The sequence below is a fragment of the Geobacillus sp. BK01 genome, from assembly GCF_052220245.1.
Lineage (GTDB): Bacteria > Bacillota > Bacilli > Bacillales > Anoxybacillaceae > Geobacillus.
On the sequence record NZ_JBQPTH010000006.1, the window covers coordinates 13,528 to 29,490 of the forward strand.

Annotated in this window: 21 protein-coding genes; 4 read left to right on the forward strand and 17 right to left on the reverse strand. The window is 54.9% G+C overall.

All coding sequences use genetic code 11. The features are described from left to right. Nucleotides 1-4: 4 nt before the first annotated feature. On the reverse strand, nt 5-943 hold the full coding sequence (locus ACTVDO_RS08270) for a magnesium transporter CorA family protein (protein ID WP_020959709.1): 939 nt from the start codon (nt 941-943) through the stop codon (nt 5-7). A gap of 311 nt (nt 944-1,254) precedes the next feature. After that, entirely contained in the window at nt 1,255-1,401 is a 147-nt protein-coding gene (locus tag ACTVDO_RS08275) for a hypothetical protein (protein WP_020959707.1), read from the reverse strand. Nucleotides 1,402-1,739: 338 nt separating this feature from the next. Here ACTVDO_RS08275 and ACTVDO_RS08280 point away from each other — a divergent pair, with 338 nt between their 5' ends. Then, nucleotides 1,740-2,030, forward strand: coding sequence for a HesB/YadR/YfhF family protein (locus ACTVDO_RS08280; protein ID WP_020959706.1), 291 nt, complete (start codon nt 1,740-1,742; stop codon nt 2,028-2,030). A gap of 24 nt (nt 2,031-2,054) precedes the next feature. On the opposite strand, the gene ACTVDO_RS08285 is transcribed toward ACTVDO_RS08280, so the two are convergent. From ACTVDO_RS08285 to ACTVDO_RS08355, 15 genes are all read right to left on the reverse strand, one after another. Then, nucleotides 2,055-2,462, reverse strand: coding sequence for a hotdog fold thioesterase (locus tag ACTVDO_RS08285; RefSeq protein ID WP_041267899.1), 408 nt, complete (start codon nt 2,460-2,462; stop codon nt 2,055-2,057). Then, nucleotides 2,462-2,776 (reverse strand): hypothetical protein, encoded by a 315-nt coding sequence (locus tag ACTVDO_RS08290; RefSeq protein ID WP_020959704.1) that lies wholly within the window; start codon nt 2,774-2,776, stop codon nt 2,462-2,464. Before ACTVDO_RS08290 ends, ACTVDO_RS08285 begins: the two co-directional genes overlap by 1 nt. 14 nt (nt 2,777-2,790) lie before the next feature. Continuing rightward, nucleotides 2,791-3,207 carry an acyl-CoA thioesterase gene (locus ACTVDO_RS08295; protein ID WP_020959703.1) on the reverse strand — a complete coding sequence of 139 codons (417 nt, stop codon included), beginning with the start codon at nt 3,205-3,207 and terminating at the stop codon, nt 2,791-2,793. Nucleotides 3,208-3,327: 120 nt separating this feature from the next. Next, the gene (gene tlp / locus ACTVDO_RS08300) at nt 3,328-3,555 is read right to left on the reverse strand and encodes a small acid-soluble spore protein Tlp (protein WP_020959702.1); all 228 of its coding nucleotides are present in this window, start codon (nt 3,553-3,555) and stop codon (nt 3,328-3,330) included. Between the two features lie 29 nt (nt 3,556-3,584). Further along, on the reverse strand, nt 3,585-3,728 hold the full coding sequence (locus tag ACTVDO_RS08305) for an acid-soluble spore protein N (RefSeq protein ID WP_011231056.1): 144 nt from the start codon (nt 3,726-3,728) through the stop codon (nt 3,585-3,587). Between the two features lie 55 nt (nt 3,729-3,783). After that, nucleotides 3,784-3,915, reverse strand: coding sequence for an FbpB family small basic protein (locus tag ACTVDO_RS08310; RefSeq protein ID WP_011231055.1), 132 nt, complete (start codon nt 3,913-3,915; stop codon nt 3,784-3,786). Nucleotides 3,916-4,041: 126 nt separating this feature from the next. Continuing rightward, nucleotides 4,042-4,569 carry a TlpA family protein disulfide reductase gene (locus ACTVDO_RS08315; RefSeq protein WP_442901328.1) on the reverse strand — a complete coding sequence of 176 codons (528 nt, stop codon included), beginning with the start codon at nt 4,567-4,569 and terminating at the stop codon, nt 4,042-4,044. 137 nt (nt 4,570-4,706) lie between these two features. Then, a complete protein-coding gene (locus ACTVDO_RS08320) occupies nt 4,707-4,856 on the reverse strand; it encodes a hypothetical protein (protein WP_020959700.1) in 150 nt (49 codons plus the stop codon). A 103-nt stretch (nt 4,857-4,959) separates the two neighbouring features. Continuing rightward, on the reverse strand, nt 4,960-5,808 hold the full coding sequence (locus ACTVDO_RS08325; protein ID WP_020959699.1) for a sulfurtransferase: 849 nt from the start codon (nt 5,806-5,808) through the stop codon (nt 4,960-4,962). Nucleotides 5,809-5,930: 122 nt separating this feature from the next. Next, nucleotides 5,931-6,203: a YpbS family protein gene (locus ACTVDO_RS08330; RefSeq protein ID WP_020959698.1), complete on the reverse strand. Its 273-nt coding sequence runs from the start codon at nt 6,201-6,203 to the stop codon at nt 5,931-5,933. After that, nucleotides 6,200-6,388: a hypothetical protein gene (locus ACTVDO_RS08335; RefSeq protein WP_020959697.1), complete on the reverse strand. Its 189-nt coding sequence runs from the start codon at nt 6,386-6,388 to the stop codon at nt 6,200-6,202. The genes ACTVDO_RS08330 and ACTVDO_RS08335 overlap by 4 nt, the downstream gene beginning before the upstream one ends. Then, on the reverse strand, nt 6,385-10,140 hold the full coding sequence (locus tag ACTVDO_RS08340) for a dynamin family protein (RefSeq protein WP_442901329.1): 3,756 nt from the start codon (nt 10,138-10,140) through the stop codon (nt 6,385-6,387). The genes ACTVDO_RS08335 and ACTVDO_RS08340 overlap by 4 nt, the downstream gene beginning before the upstream one ends. Nucleotides 10,141-10,302: 162 nt before the next feature. Continuing rightward, on the reverse strand, nt 10,303-10,932 hold the full coding sequence (locus ACTVDO_RS08345; protein ID WP_081713492.1) for an isoprenylcysteine carboxyl methyltransferase family protein: 630 nt from the start codon (nt 10,930-10,932) through the stop codon (nt 10,303-10,305). Next, on the reverse strand, nt 10,926-11,996 hold the full coding sequence (locus ACTVDO_RS08350) for a type III polyketide synthase (protein ID WP_020959694.1): 1,071 nt from the start codon (nt 11,994-11,996) through the stop codon (nt 10,926-10,928). The genes ACTVDO_RS08345 and ACTVDO_RS08350 overlap by 7 nt, the downstream gene beginning before the upstream one ends. A 209-nt stretch (nt 11,997-12,205) precedes the next feature. After that, on the reverse strand, nt 12,206-13,105 hold the full coding sequence (locus ACTVDO_RS08355; protein ID WP_442901330.1) for a hypothetical protein: 900 nt from the start codon (nt 13,103-13,105) through the stop codon (nt 12,206-12,208). A gap of 533 nt (nt 13,106-13,638) precedes the next feature. On the opposite strand from ACTVDO_RS08355, the gene ACTVDO_RS08360 reads away from it, so the two are divergent. Genes ACTVDO_RS08360 through ACTVDO_RS08370 form a run of 3 tightly spaced genes read left to right on the forward strand, consistent with a single transcriptional unit; the run spans nt 13,639 to nt 15,943 of the window. Continuing rightward, the gene (locus ACTVDO_RS08360) at nt 13,639-13,800 is read left to right on the forward strand and encodes a cytochrome c oxidase subunit 2A (protein WP_020959691.1); all 162 of its coding nucleotides are present in this window, start codon (nt 13,639-13,641) and stop codon (nt 13,798-13,800) included. 21 nt (nt 13,801-13,821) lie between these two features. Beyond that, on the forward strand, nt 13,822-14,292 hold the full coding sequence (locus ACTVDO_RS08365) for a cytochrome c oxidase subunit II (RefSeq protein ID WP_020959690.1): 471 nt from the start codon (nt 13,822-13,824) through the stop codon (nt 14,290-14,292). 1 nt (nt 14,293) lies between these two features. Next, nucleotides 14,294-15,943 (forward strand): b(o/a)3-type cytochrome-c oxidase subunit 1, encoded by a 1,650-nt coding sequence (locus ACTVDO_RS08370; RefSeq protein ID WP_442901331.1) that lies wholly within the window; start codon nt 14,294-14,296, stop codon nt 15,941-15,943. Nucleotides 15,944-15,963: the final 20 nt, after the last annotated feature.

The window sequence follows — 15,963 nt, forward strand, 5'->3', positions numbered from 1 at the left end:
ACCGTCAAAAGTATCGTTTTTTCCAAAAGACGTATGCCGTCGTCACTGATAGTGAACCAGCGAGCACCATGGCGACGACAAAGGCATACGGGGAGTCTTGGAACGGAATCGGCACGTTCATGCCGTAGAAGCTCGCCACCATCGTCGGAAGGGCAATAACGATCGTAATGGCGGTTAAAAATTTCATCACAATGTTTAAATTGTTCGAGATGACCGAAGCGAACGCATCCATCATGCCGCTTAAAATGCTGCTGTATACTTCCGCCATTTCAATCGCCTGCTTGTTTTCGATAATGACGTCCTGCAGCAAGTCTTGGTCATCTTCGTACATGCGCAAATAGTTGAGGCGCATAAGCCGTTCCATGACGATATTGTTCGCCTTGAGCGAGGTCATAAAATAGACTAAGCTTTTTTCCATGCTAAGAAGCGAAAACAGTTCCTTGTTTTTCATCGACTGGTGCAGCTCTTTTTCAATTTCGCTCGTCCGTCGATTGATTTGCTTCAAATAGCGCAAATAGTACGTCGAAATCATATACAGCATTTGCAGCGCAAAGCGCGTTTTCATGAACGTATAAAAGTTTTTGATCCTGTTCTTTGAAAATTCCTCAAAAATTGGATTTTCCTGCAAACAAACGGTGATAAAGCATGTGTTCGTAATGATCATGCCGATCGGAATCGTTTCATAAATCGGACCGTCGACTTCGTCATAGGCGACGATCGGGATATCAACAATAATCAACACATGATTGTCCTCTTTTTCGACGCGCGACCGTTCTTCATCGTCCAACGCGTCTTTGATCGAATCGATCGGAATGTCCAAATGGTGGGCGATGTAGCGAATTTCATCCTCGGTCGGGGCGACGAGATTGATCCAGCAGCCGTTTTCGATGCGGTCAATTTCGCGCATTTTGCCGCTCGCATCGGACAAATACATTTTCATCATTCGGCATCCTTCCTCCTTTTCACGCGAGGAAGGCGGCGCCTTTTCCTTTCCGTCCGGAGCCCGTTTCCGTATGATGAGCAGCGGACAGGAAAAGGAACAGACCGCGCTCCCCGCTATATTCCGGTTCCGGTTCGTTCTGGCTCGAACTACTCATATACGAAAACGTCACTCCTTTCAAAAAATGTTCCTCAAGTAATGATAACGCGGACCAGCCTGTTTGTATAGTAGTTGCCATGAAAAAAAAAGCAGCCTACTGGCTACTTTATTCAAGAAACCGGCGCCATGTTCAAACATTGCCCGCCATTGGCCCGTTATTCACTTGATGGTGTCGTGTTGAAGAAGTCAGGCGTCTGTTTGCCCGTTTGCCGGCGGTCCGAACGGTGCGGTTGTGGTTTGCTCGTTTTTCCCATCACGCCATCGGATTCGTAGCTGAGCGGAAACGTCCGCTTTTTGTCCACCGCCCTCACCCCCTTTGCTTTTACTGTTTGCCGCCAGCCGCCATTTTACTCATATTTCGCAACCTTTGCATAATATACAAAAAACAACCCGAATATGCGCATAAAAATAATTTTTTATACAAAAAATTGTAAAATAATTAATTTTTATTCGGTCAAACCTGGCTTATTTCGAATTTTTATTCAGGGTGCGAAATGTGAGATTTTACTCGAATTCATCCAAGTAAAGGGCCGCCACTTTGTGGAAGCGTTTCATCCTAAAATTGTCAGCCAATGTTCACACAATCATTTTACCGGCTGTCGTCTATTCGCTTATAATAAACAAATGAGGAGGGGAAGCCATGAACATTATAGTCACGAAAAAGGCGTTTGATTGGTACAAGCGGGAGCTCGGGCTGAAGCCGGGCGATGCGATCCGCTTTTTCGCCCGCTATGGGGGATGCAGCACCGTGCAAAAAGGGTTTTCGCTCGGCATGGTGAAAGATGAGCCGGCGGATGAACCGGCGGCGCAGACGACGGTTGATGGCGTGACCTTTTTTGTCGAGGATGGCGACCAATGGTATTTTGACGGCCACGATTTGACGGTCGATTTGGACGAAAAAGGCGACGAACCGGTGTTTTTGCTCCAGTAAGCAACGAAAAAGCTAGCCTTAGCGCTAGCTTTTTCGAATGATGGCGATCGTGCAGCGGGAGACGCAGATGAGCTTCCCTTGTTCATCGGCGATGCGCACATCCCAAACCATCGTCGTCCGCCCGCGGTGCAACACCGTTCCCGTCGCTGTCACCGTTCCACTGCGGACGGCGCGGACGTGGTTGGCGTTAATTTCGAGGCCGACGACCCGTTCCGTCTTCGAATCAACAAGCACATACGAGCCAATGCTCGCCACCGTCTCAGCCAACGCGACCGACGCGCCGCCGTGCAGCAGCCCGGCCGGCTGATGCGTGCGATGATCCACCGGCATCGTCGCCACGATGCGGCCTTCGCCAAGCTCGACGATTTCGATGCCAAGCGTGTCGATCAACGTATGTTTCGCCATTTCTTTCACTGCCGTCAAGTCGATCATCATTTCATCTTCCTCCGTTTCACGAACCGCTCCAGCTCATCAAGCCGCCCCTCTTGCCGCAAAATGCGCACCTGCGTCTCGCCGAGCAAATCAAAATGCGGAAACTCATTGCGCCGGTCCATCCACTCTTCTTTCAGCCCGTATTGCCTCCCCCAGGCGGCCAGCTTATCGATATCGGCGCAGCCGACTTTTGTCACCGTCGTGCAGTGCGGAAACCGTTCGTCATACCAATAATGGGTCAAAAAGGCGATTTCGCCGCGCTTCACCTTCTCCTTCCACGCCGCAAGTTCATGACGGCGGATGCCAAATGCCATTCTCTCGCTCTCCTTTACCGTTTCGCCCGCTCATACGCTTCATGCCAATCAGGAAAATATTTGCGAATGACGATCGGCCGAAACGTATCGCGCTTGACGCAAACGTGCTGCGACTTGCCGATCACCGCCACCTCGCCGTCCGGGGCAAGAATTTCGTAGCCATACGTGACGCGGATGCCGTCATAAGCGTCGATCCATGTGCGGACGGTCGCTGTCTCCCCGTAATGGAGCGGTTTTTTGTACGACACTTGCAAGTCGATGACCGGCGACATGACGCCCTCTTTCTCCATCTCGGCATAATGGAAGCCAAGCTGTTTAATTAACTCCGTGCGCCCGACTTCCATCCAAACTAAGTAGTTCGCATGGTAAACGACGCCCATCTGATCCGTTTCCGCATAGCGTACTTCGATTTGTTTTTCCGCTACTTTCACGTTCGTTCTCCCTCCATTTTTTGCCGGTCCTCCCTTTTATGTTACCATTGGTCCGTCCGACGGCTCAAGCGGCAAGCAAAAAAAAACAAAGCCGCCTCGGCCCAGGCAGCTTTGTCTTGTTTATTGGTAGCCGTTTTCACGCGCAGCCGCTTCGTCTTTAATTTCCGCACGCATTGCGGCAATCGCTTCTTCGCGGCGGCGATTTTTCTCGCGAATTTGCTCCCGCTCTTCCGGGGAAGCGAACTGCATCGTTTCTTCGGCTTTTTCGATGTTTTCAATCGTATTTTGCACCATGTCTTGCAGCTTTTCGACGTTGTCGCTGCGGTCATCCGGTTTCGGACGTGGCATGACGCTTCCTCCTTCACGCAAGTTTCGGTTTATTCACCCTTCGTTTGGATGACTTGGGCGTGCTGGCCGGACTGGTCTTGCATTTGTTTGCCTTTGTTCCCCCCAGCGGCGCGAGGCTGTGTTCCGATATGGTTCGGCACAAAATGTTTGCGGCTTCCTTTCGGATTGCTCATCATCTTCGCCTCCTCGCCATCTAGTCTGTCCCCCCGGACAACCGCTATGCATGGGTTATTCTGCTTTCTTGAGCATCCGCTCTTCCAGCTTTTTCTCGATCTTTTCGAGCGCTTCCCGGTCATTCAGCAATTGCCGCTTATTCTCGCTGATCAATTCTTGGAGAGTCATTTTGCGGGATCGTCTCATCGCTTCAACCTCCCCTCATTATTTATTGTAATCCTATTCATGCCCAAAAAAGATAAAAATTATGACAACTTTTCGAAAAATAACGAATCAAGAAAAAAAGCGCCTTCCGCTAAAACCACATCGTGGTTAGCGAAAAAGCGCTGTTTCCTTCTCAAGTCGGGCCGCGGTCACCGGACCGATGATTTTTTGCCGGATGACGCCGTTCGGGTCAATGATATATGTCGTCGGAATCGTCTGAATGCGGTATCGATGAAGCGCCTCGCCGCGCACATCCAAGGCGACGGGCAAGGTCAGCTTTTGGCCTTTCACAAACCGCTCCGCCGCATCGAGCGTATCTTGTGTGGTCAAATGGACGGCGAGCAACACGACTTCACGGCCATGCTGCTTGTAAAACGCCTCAAGCTCCGGCATTTCCTTTTTGCACGGCGGACACCATGACGTCCAAAAGTTGAGGACGACCGCCTGACCGCGCAAATCAGACAGCTTGACCGGCTCGCCGCCAAGTGTCGGCAGCGTCAAATCAGGGGCCACCTGGCCGACGTCCGGGCCGGTTTCCATTTTGCCTGCTTCCTCTTCGTCCCCTGCAGCCATCGCACTCCAAAGGCCGTATCCAGCAACGGCCAAAAACAACAGGATGACCAACCATTTTCGCACCCTTTTCCCTCCCTGCCGGCCGACGCCCCGCTTCACGCCCAAGCGCCCTTTGCCGTTCTGTCCATGATTATAGCACATACGTTTGTCTTTGCCAACGCGAATGCCGGCAACAAAAAACGAGGGGCGCGCCCTCGTCGTTAACGGATGTTTTTATGGTCATTTTTCATTTTTTCCGCTTCCACTTCAGCGTAGGAAGCGAATTCGCTCGTCCATTCGTTCAAACCGTTTTTCTTCTTCGCATTGTTATTCCGTTGGGCATTGGCATTGCCGAGCTTTGTCCGGCCCATGCGCTCTCCTCCTCTTGTTTCGTCGGTTCAAAAATAGTATCGCCCGCCGACGAAAAACTATGCATAGGACGGCGTTCCAAGCCGTACGCTTGCCGGAAAACATTTATGCAAAAGAGGACGGTTCGTCCGTTTCAACCGGGTGCTCCCGATAGGAAATCCAGTCGCTGAAACTGCCCACATACAACCGGACATTGCGGTAGCCAGCTTCTTTTAATGCGAGCACGTTCGGACAGGCAGTGACACCAGAGCCGCAATAGACGATAATGGGAGTTTCGCGGTCAAGGCCGGCAAACCGGTCGGCCTGCTCGGCTGCGCTTTTCCAGTAGCCACCATCGGTCACCCCGTCTTTCCAAAACCGGTGCAACGCCCCCGGGATGCGGCCGGGCCGGCGGTCGATCGGCTCTTCCAAACCGGCATACCGCTTCCACTCACGTGAATCAATGAGCACGGCCGAACGGTCGCGGACAGCGGCACGCACATCGTCAATCGTCGCCAACCATGACCGGTCGGGCCGCGGTTGAAACGGCCGGGGCGCTACAGAAGGAACGTCGCTTGTCACCGGATGCCCTTTTCTCCTCCACTCACTGTAATTGCCATCCAACACGTACGCGCGCGCATGGCCGAAATAGCGAAGCAGCCACCAACAGCGCGCCGCCATGGCCCCATCTTGATCATCGTAGGCCACGACCGTCACCGTTTCGTCAATGCCGGCGCGGCTGAACACTTCTGCCGCTTGGGCGGTCGATGGCAGCGGGTGGCGGCCGCCGTGTTCCCCCACCGTTCCGGACAAATCGCGTTCCAAATCCACATACATCGCGCCGGGAATATGATCGTCCCGGTAAACGGATGCGCCTTTAGCCGGGTCGCCAAGCCAAAACCGGCAATCAAGAATGCGGATGGTTTCGTCGGACAAATGCGCAAGCAGCCACTCGTGCGAAACGAGAGACGCCATGTTCTTCTCCCCCCTTGTTGATTTTGCCTGTCAATCAACCAGCCTCAAGAAATTTAGACGTACCGGACAGCCGCCACTCCTATGTGCCGCAGCCTGATGGCCGCCTTATATGTGCCCCGCCGCTACGGTCGCTTTTTCTCAAGCCGGCTTACATATTCGCGCACCATTTCCGGTGTCACGTACCGGCGCGCCGGTACGAGTCCGCCTTTGGCCAGCTCATTCATTTGTTTCGTCACTTCGTTGATCGCATCGACCGTAAACGGCTCGCCGCAGCGACACCGCTCGACCGCTTCTTCGATATGCCGCTCACGCTCAGCGTCAAGCATGGCAAACTTTTTCAAGATGGCATGCTGTTTTTGTACGTGGGCGGTAATCGCTTGATGCACTTCACTCAATGGTTCTCGTCCTTTCTTGTTTCTTTTTCCATTAAACGTTGGACGTTTAGTTTTGGTGTCCAACAGTTGAACCGGTAGTGCGGTTTCGTCGCATAGCCGAGCCGGCGGCAATACGTGTACAGCCCGTTGGCTCGTTTTTCAATGCCGTAGTGGATGCATGTCGCACAAGCGTGAAACCGGTTCATGAGCGCGCCTCCCGATCCTCTCTAGAAAGAAGGCTGTGAAGCGTCGCTTCGATCCGACTGAGCGCTGTGGAGTCCGCCGTTTCAGCGAGCGCCGCCATTAAACCGTCCATATAGCCGTCGACTTGGTCGGCGAGCGCGTCCGCAAGCGCGGCGACGGCAGTCTCGTATTGCTTGGCATATGCGGAGATAAGCCGCTCTTTTTGCTCGGCCAAATAACGATCAACCGGCTCAACGAGCGCTGCTTCAATTTCTTCTTTCATCCGCCGTTTCTCATCGCGCTCAAAAAACGATTTCGCGTTTTTGTAGAGCGAAAGCGCCTTAGCAAACCGCGCCCGATCGACATCGTTAAGGGCGTTGGCGAACTCCGGCGCCGCAAAAGCGAACGCCTCCGGCGGCGTGAGCACGAGCGCTTCATCAAAACGGCGCAGCTCGCCGCAAAGGCTCGTGAACTGTCCGGCGAGCCGTTTATGCAAAAATGCCTCAACACGTAAGCTCGTCGCCCGCAGCTCTTGCGCCAAGTCAAAGCCGACTGACGCAAGCAGCTCGTCAAGGCAACGCTCAAGCGCCCGGCGCGCCGGACCTTGGTCATCGCGGAGCACGGCCGGATTGAACGCCTCCTTAAACGTATCATTCAAGCGGAAAAAGACACGCTGTTTCACGTAGTAGAGCAGTTCGTCGATTTCTTGGATGAGCGCTTGCCGGCCGTAGACGTCGCCGGCATCGGCGAGCACAGTGCGCATTTTTGCCTTGGCTGCTTCGAGCGCCTGCCGCTTCGCCGCTTTTTCCGCCTCACTTTGTCCGGCGGCGCGCGCGTATTCCGCCGCCGTCTGCCGCGCGCGTTCAAGCTCGGCATAGGCGCTCTCGACGGCCACCTCGGCCAGCTCTTCTGTCAAGAAACGGAAGAAATCCGCTTCAAAGGCAGGCAGGCCAGAGTCTGTCAAGATGCCGCACGGTCCGGGGTCCGCCCCCGTTTTTTCCGCCAGCGCCATGCGACTTGAGAGCGCATAAAGGCGCGGAAAGCGAATGCCGAAACGGGCGAGCTCGCCATTCATGTAGGTGACGACCGCATCAAGTTCTTCCTTCGATTGGGCTAAATCGGCCGCGTTGATGATGAAAAACATTTTGTCAAGCGCGAACGCATCTTTGACGCGCCCGAGCTGAAGCAAAAACTCGCGGTCCGCCTTCGAAAACGCATGGTTGTAATACGTCACAAACAGCAGCGCGTCGGCATGCTTCATATAATGGAACGCGACTCCGGTATGGCGGGCGTTTAGCGAATCGACCCCCGGCGTATCGACAAGCGTCACCCCTTGACGGGTGAGCGGGCAGTCCGCATACAACACGACCTCATCCAAGAAACACGACACCGTCTCGTCAGCCACATATCCCTCAAGCTCCTCGAAACCGACTGACAGCGTTGCCCCAAATCGACTGCACATCCGCTCGTAGCCGGATGCGGCGGCCGCCAAAAAAGCGATGTGCGGTTTTTGCGCCGGGTGTTCGGCCCCAGATTCGGCAATTCGGGCGCAGAGGCGAAGCGTTTCCTCCCATGTATTCGCCTCATAGCCGAACTGGCTGAGCGACGCCTGCATATCGGCCCAAATTTGCGATTCGCTTTTTACTTTCACGACCGCCGTACCGTGCGGATGCCCTTTGTCGGGCGGCGCGATTTTGCTGATGGCGGCCGTCGTCGGGTTCGGCGAGGACGGCAACAGCGGTGCGCCAAGCAGCGCATTGGCAAGCGATGACTTGCCGGCGCTGAAAGCACCAAACAAGGCAACCGTAAACGCCCGCTCACGAAGCCGGCGCGCCTTGTCGCGCAACGGGGCAGCAAAGCGGCGCAGCAGGTCCGCCTGTTCAAGGCAAGCCGCCGCTTCATCAAGCCGGTCGGCCGCCCGCTCACTCCGCCGCTTTCCGCCGGCTGAAGGCGCACGGGATTCTCCCGCTCCTTCGGCCTCCACCTCGCCGCCAGCCGCCCCTTTCTGACCGAGCGCTTGTTCTTTGGCGGCGAAACGGTCAACCGCCGGTTCAACTACGGGTTGTTGTTTCGTTGCTTCCACATGGCGGGCTTTCCGAAAATCAGGCGGCGCCGTCAGCACGGCAAGGCGGTTGTCGTCAAGCGCCGCGGCATCGCCCGGGGCGGTGATCAGCTTCTCAAACGCTCGCCGGCGCTCTTCCCGCTCGGCTTTGAGGCCGGCGAGGCGGCCGAGGAGCTCCTCTTTTTCGCGCGCCTCCGAAAGCGCATCGCTCAATACCTCCGTTTGGGCGGCCGCCTGTTTGGCGACTTGTTCCGCGAGCCCGGCAAACAAGGCGAGTGCCGAGTCACGGTAACGTTTTTTTAGCGCTGCGGCGACCTCATCCGTATAGTGTAGTAGCGCCGCGCCGCTTGTATCCGCGCCTTGCTTGACAAGGCCGGCAAGCAATGACTGTTCCCATTCCACCGTCCATTGTTGGCATTGGCCAAGCCAGGCGCGATCGGCGTTCCACTCGTTTCCAAATTTAAGAAGCAACTGGCGGACGTGCCATTCAATTTGCGTCTCCGCTTGTGCCTTAACGCTTTCATAAAACGCGTCCAACCGCCGCTGGCGCTCCTCTTCGGTTTTCGCCTTCGCAAACCACCATCCCACTTTAAAATCAGGCCGCCTCGCCTGCAAGTATGCTTCGGCACGCGCTCTTGTTTCAAACGGCATCAAATAGGCGTTTTGCAGCACGCGCTCAAGTTCAGCGCGAAACGTCTCCTCCGCCCGCGCCGGCGCTGTTTGCCATCCGGCAAGCTCCGCCTCTAACCGTTCGAGCTCCTCTGCGGCCGCCGCTTGATCATGGACGCCGCCGAGTTCCTGAACCCGCCCCTGCATCTCTTGTTCAAGCGGCGCATGCTGGGCGCAAAGTTGTTCGAGATGGCGGGCGGCAATCCGTTTTAAACCAGTTTCGGCGCCACGGACAAGCCATTCGTCCTTGTCGGCAAACAAGCGGCGCAAACAGGCTGATAACTCATGCCATTCATTATGCGGATGGGCCGGCGCTTTTAATGAGAGAAAAAACAGGCGGGCTGCCTCGACCCCCCAGCGCCGGAACGCCTCGGTCGCCGAAGAGCGAAACGCGGCAAACGGCAACTCGTCGTCACGATGTTTGTCGATTTGGTTGATGATTAAATATACTGTTTTTCCTTCGTCTGTTAATTGTTTCGTAAATTGAAAGTTTAACTCCGCTTGTACATGGTTATAATCCATGACATAAAAGACGACGTCGGCTAGATGAAGCGCCGACTCGGTCGCCAGCCGGTGAGCGTCATCAGTCGAGTCAATGCCCGGCGTGTCCAAGATGGCGACTCCCGGCGGGATGGCGGTCGTTTCGCGGCTGATCTCGATCCATTCAATCGTCTCCCCGTCGCGGCATTGAGCGCGGATTAACTCCGGATCGTACGGCGGCTCATATTCAACCGGCGGATCATCATGATAAAAGACGCGCACGTAGTCCGGACCGGCTTTCACTTTCACAAGATTGGCGCTCGTCGGAATCGGGCTCGACGGCAACAGCGGCTCACCGAGCAGCGTGTTGATCAAACTCGATTTGCCGGCGGAGAAATGGCCGCAAAACGCCACAATAAGCTCGCCGGCTGCCGTTTTCTCCATAAGCTGCTTCACTTTGTCGGCATTTTCCTTATCACCCACCGCCTGAAGCTGCTCATACATCCCGATCATTTTCGCCAGCCACGGCCGCAACGGCGGCCGCTCAATCGCAATATTCCCCATGACCAAAACCCCTTTGTTTCCGTCAATGTCATTTACATTCATTTTACTGTATTTCGTCCCATTTCCCAATAGAAAAACGAAAAAATCCCGCCGGTTCGTTCGGCGGGATGGATGTTTTTCTCCGGCCTGCGGTTGGCGCGCCATTGGCGCCAAAGAACCGTTTCACAGTCGGCTTCCGCCTGCCGGCTGCCTTTGCGTTGCTTGCACATCGCCGAAAATGCGCGTCCGTTTTCCCCGCAGCGGCGGCACGAAGCGTGACCGCAGCCGAAACGCCTCACGGTAATCGGTGAGGGCAGTCAACGCCTTCTCTTCTGTCGAGATGCGGATGAACAATATGAGAGCATTTAGGAACGAAAACAAAAGGGCGGTCATATGCGCGTCAAACAACAGCGGCAACAGCGCAATCTCCAACGCGACAACAGCGTAATTCGGGTGGCGGATCCATCGATACGGCCCTTTTTTTACAACGGGGCGGTTGGGCACAATTAAAATTTTCGTATTCCAAAAGCGGCCGAGCGACAAAATCGTCCACACCCGCAGCCCTTGCACCGCTAGAAAAAGCGGGAATAAAAGCGGCCAGCTCCGCGATGGACGCGCGCCTTTTCGCAACACCTCGAGAGCGAGCGAGACAAGAAACGACACATGCATCAACACGATCCAAGGATAATGGCGGCTGCCAAATTCTTGTGCTCCGAGCGCTTTTACATACCGTTCGTTCCGTTTTGCAAGGCGAAGTTCCACTAGGCGCATCAAGACGACGGCCAAAAACATAAACGCAAACCGCATCACCATTCCCTCCATTGAAGCAGCACCATCTCCGCGCTAAAGCCCGGGCCAAGGGCAACAAGCAGGCCGTACCCGGGCGCGAGCGGCTGCCGCGTCATCTGATCAAAGACAAAGTACACGGTGGCCGATGACATATTGCCGTAGCGGGCGAGCACGTCTCTGGCAGCTTTTGTCTGATCCGGACCGAATCCGAACGCCTCCTCATACGCTTCAATGACCTTCCTCCCGCCCGGGTGGGCGATGAAATACTGAAGATCGCCAAGCGTGAGTCCGTTATCGTGCAAAAATGCCTCTACTTGCGGGCGCAGCCAGGAGCGAACAATCGACGGAATGTCTTTTGAAAAGATGACAAACAGCCCTTCATCGCGAACATCCCAGCCCATCACCTCTTCCGAGCGGGGCATCAGCACCGAGCGGGCGGCGACGACAAACGGCGCCCCTTTTTTTGGGGCGGCTTCGTCTCCGGCGACAAGCACGCACGCCACACCATCGGAAAAAAGCGATGTACCGATCACATTGCTTTTAGACAAATCATGGAGTTGAAACGTTAAACTGCAAAACTCAACGGCGATCACTAGCACCTTGGCATGAGGAAACGCCCGGCAATAGTCGGCAGCCCGGGCGAGCCCGGCCGCCCCGCCCGCGCAACCGAGCCCCCAAATCGGCACTCTTATGGCATGCGGAGAAAACGGCAGCACGTTCATCAGCCGCGCCTCGATGCTCGGCGTCGACAGCCCCGTCGTGGAAATGCAAAACAGCGCATCGATCTCTTCAGGCAAAACAGGGCCGGGCGAAGCCTTGCGCAAACAGTCGTTGACCGCCTCAGCGCTGTAGCGGACAGCACAATCCATATACACCTTATTTTTTTGGCCAAACCCGTGCGGTGCGCTGTACCAGGCCAGCGGCTGAACAAACGCGCGCGTGCGGATGCCGCTGTTGTCAAACGCTTGCAAAAGCCGCTCGACGCGCGCCATTCGCCCGGAAAACAGGCTGGAAACATGCTGCTTCACCTCGTCTTGGGCGGCCGTATACGGCATCGTCGCTGTGCCGACGGATAAAAGAACTGGCATACAAACACCTCGGTCTGTTCCTCTTTTTCTATTAGGGTGCGCAACAGGCCGGTCAGTATGCAGCGGAAAGCGCATGGATACACCGATTTTTTCAAGAACAGCTGATGGATCCTTTGGTTGTGACATGCAAAAACAGGCGCGGACAAAGCCGGCCTGTTTTTTCCAGGAAAGCGGTTATAAGCGAGGATGTACAGCGAGATGTTTGTTGATTACTTCGCTTTAAGTGCGCGGATTTCACTTTCATGCTCAAGCAAGTGCAAGGCGAGGGATTGAAGCACGAGCTCTTGCCGGGCTTGTCCGGCAATGACTTCATTGACTTTTTGTTGCGTTTCTGTGAGGGTTTGTTTCATTGCCGGAATTTCACGGAGCGTTTCTAACGTTTCCACGGCAGCTTGGCGAATAAACGGCAATTCGGCAACGTCTTCCTTTGTCGCCATCGTCCGTTCGATGCGCCCGATTCGGCCGTCCAGCGCCGCGACGTCCTCTCTTGTCGCCGCCACGGCTTGTTCCAGCTGCCCGATGCGCTCGTTCGTCCGGGCGACATCTTCCTTCGTCGCCATCGTCCGTTCGATGCGCCCGATTCGGCCATCCAGCGCCGCGACGTCCTCTCTTGTCGCCGCCACGGTTTGTTCCAGCTTCTCAATGCGCTCGTTCGTCCGGCCGACATCTTCTTTCGTCGCCATCGTCCGTTCGATGTGCCCGATTCGGCCATCCAGCGCCGCGACGTCCTCTCTTGTCGCCGCCACGGTTTGTTCGAGCTTCTCGATGCGCTCGTTCGCCCGGGCAACATCTTCTCTTGTCGCCGACACGGTTTGTTCCAGCTGCCCGATGCGCTCGTTCGTCCGGGCGACGTCTTCCTTCGTCGCCATCGTCCGTTCGATGCGCCCGATTCGGCCATCCAGCGCCGCGACGTCCTCTCTTGTCGCCGCCACGGTTTGTTCCAGCTTCTCAATGCGCTCGTTCGTCCGGGCGACATCTTCTCTCGTCGCCTCCATGGCTTGTTCCAGCTTCTCGATGCGCCCGTTTAACTGCGCAACATCCTCTTTGGTCGCCATTTGAGTCCGCATTTGCCGCAATTCACCGAAAAGGCGCTCCACCCATTCATCCATCGTTTCACCCCCTTTTGCTTTCCATTATATCATCATACTTCTCCCCATTTCTATCGTTTTCACCGCCAATCGACACGCCGACAAAAAAGCCATCCCCATTTCCGAGGCAGCGGTCAGAAAACGAAGATGGCTACGGAAGCGATCAACACGATTATGAAATTTTTTGTTCCTGCAGCAGCAGTGCGGCCAATTTTCTCGCCTTGCCGAAATGGACGACGGCATTTACGATGATGGCGGTCATGCCGAACGCCAGGCTGTCGTCCCGGTTCTCTCATTACCAAAACCGGCGCCATCTATCCACCGCTAAAGGACGATCATTCGTTTCGGCGCCCCGTCCTACTCCCATCTTCTTCATACTTTTTTCACAATTGTCACCATTTGTTCAAACTTCCCGCATCATTTTTGTGAGAAAAGTCACTGTTGCCACACTTTCCTACAGTTATGATAGTGTCAAAGCAGGGAAATCCGCTAGTTGGCGCGCCTGCCTCACTAATGTGATGGGGGATGACTTCAAAAAAGAGGAGGGATACGGTATGGCAAAACCGGAGTGGACAAAACCGACGGCAGTGACCCGGCAAACGAAAAAAGAGAAAGAGCCGGCGCTTGGCGGTACGCTGGCATCCGTGTTTTTGCTCGGCTTTTTCATCATTTTCGCCTGGGTCAGCGTCTACTTTTTATTTTTGCACCGCATGTAAGCGGCAAGGGAGGGACTTGAGATGCACATTCATAAGTACGAAAAAATTTGGTTGACGTTTGGCATCGGCTGTCTCATTGTCTTTTTAACCGTCGTCGGTGTGAGCGCTTTCGCCGCCGGACAGCAGCCGCCAAGCTGCTTGACGACGATCGATCCGGAAAAAGTCGATACGACACCGCCGTTCGATCAGCCGGGTCTTGTCAAAAAAGGAGATAACGAATACGAACTGAACATCGTCGTCGCTGCCTTTTCCTTTACGCCAAATGCCATTGAAATTCCAAAAGGAGCGAAAGTGACGATTAACGTCACCTCAAAGGACGTTATCCACGGATTTCAAATTCCGGGAACAAACGTGAATATGATGGTTGAACCCGGCTATGTCAACAGTTTGACGACTACATTTGATGAACCGGGCGAATACACGATTCTTTGCAATGAATATTGCGGCGCCGGCCACCATATGATGACGGCGCGCATTAAGGTGGTGGAGTAACATGATGCAACCGTTGGAAAAAGTCGATCGCCGCGACGCCAAACTGGCGCTGGCGCATTTATTTGTCGCCTTTACTGCTCTCGCGTTGGGCGGCTTCGCCGGCCTTTTGCAAACATTGGTTCGCTCCGGCAAATTTGAATTGCCGGCCGGCATCAGCTACTACACGATTTTAACGACGCACGGCGTCTTGCTTGGGCTTGTGCTGACAACGTTTTTCATTATCGGCTTCCAGTTTGCCGCCGTCAGCCGCACGACCGGAGCGCTCTCGGACGGTTCGCGCCGGTTCGGTTGGATCGGTTTTTGGATGATGACGATCGGAACGGCCATGAGCGCCTTTTTCATCCTCACTGGGCAGGCAGCGGTACTGTATACGTTTTATGCGCCGCTGCAAGCGCATGCCGGCTTTTACATCGGCTTGGCGCTCGTTGTCGTCGGCAGCTGGATGAGCGGTTTTTCAATGTTTGCCCATTATGCTCGCTGGCGGAAAGCGCACCGCGGCCAGGCGAGCCCGCTATTGACATTTATGTCGGTCACGAACATGGCGCTGTGGCTTATTTGTACGCTCGGCGTTGCTGCGACTGTCGTCTTGCAGCTCATTCCTTGGTCGCTCGGGCTCACTGACCGCGTGAACGTGCTGTTGAGCCGGACGCTGTTTTGGTATTTCGGCCATCCGCTCGTTTACTTCTGGCTGCTGCCGGCGTATATGGTCTGGTATGCTGTCATTCCGAAAGTAATCGGGGGCAAAATTTTCTCCGATTCGCTCGCGCGGTTGGCGTTTATCTTGTTTTTGCTGTTTTCGATTCCGGTCGGCTTCCACCACCAATTGCTTGAACCGGGGATTTCGCCATTTTGGAAATACGTGCAAGTCGTCTTGACGTTTATGGTCATCATCCCGTCGCTCATGACCGCGTTCTCCATGTTTGCGACGTTTGAATCGTACGGCCGCTCGCAAGGGGCAACCGGCCTGTTCGGTTGGTGGCGGAAACTGCCGTGGGGAGATGCCCGCTTTTTCGCGCCGTTTGTCGGAATGCTGTTTTTCATTCCGGCCGGCACAGGCGGAATCATTAACGCTTCGCACCAACTCAACCAGGTCGTTCATAACACGATTTGGGTGACCGGCCACTTCCATCTGACAGTGGCTACCACCGTTGTCTTAACATTTTTCGGCGCATCGTATTGGCTCATCCCGCATTTGACCGGCCGGGTGATGACGAAAGCGATGAACCGGCTTGCCATCATCCAAACGATCGTGTGGGCGGTCGGGATGACATTTATGTCCGGCTCGATGCACTTTGCCGGCTTGCTCGGGGCGCCGCGGCGCTCGGCGTTCTCCACATACGGCAACTCGCCGCAGGCGCTTGAATGGATCCCGTACCAAATCGCCCAGGCGGTCGGCGGCACCATTTTGTTCATCGGCATTATTTTGATTCTCGTCATCGTCATTAACCTGGCGTTTTTCGCTCCGAAAGGCGAAACCGAATTCCCGGTCGCCGAAGCGGCCGCTCCGCAGGAACGGGCAGCGTTGGCGTTCGAAAACTGGAAGCTGTGGATCAGCCTTGTTGTTGCGCTTATTTTGATCGCGTATACCGTACCGCTTATTGACATTATCCAAAACGCCCCGCCGGGGTCAAAAGGATATAAATTATGGTAAACGAATCCCCCTCTTCCAAA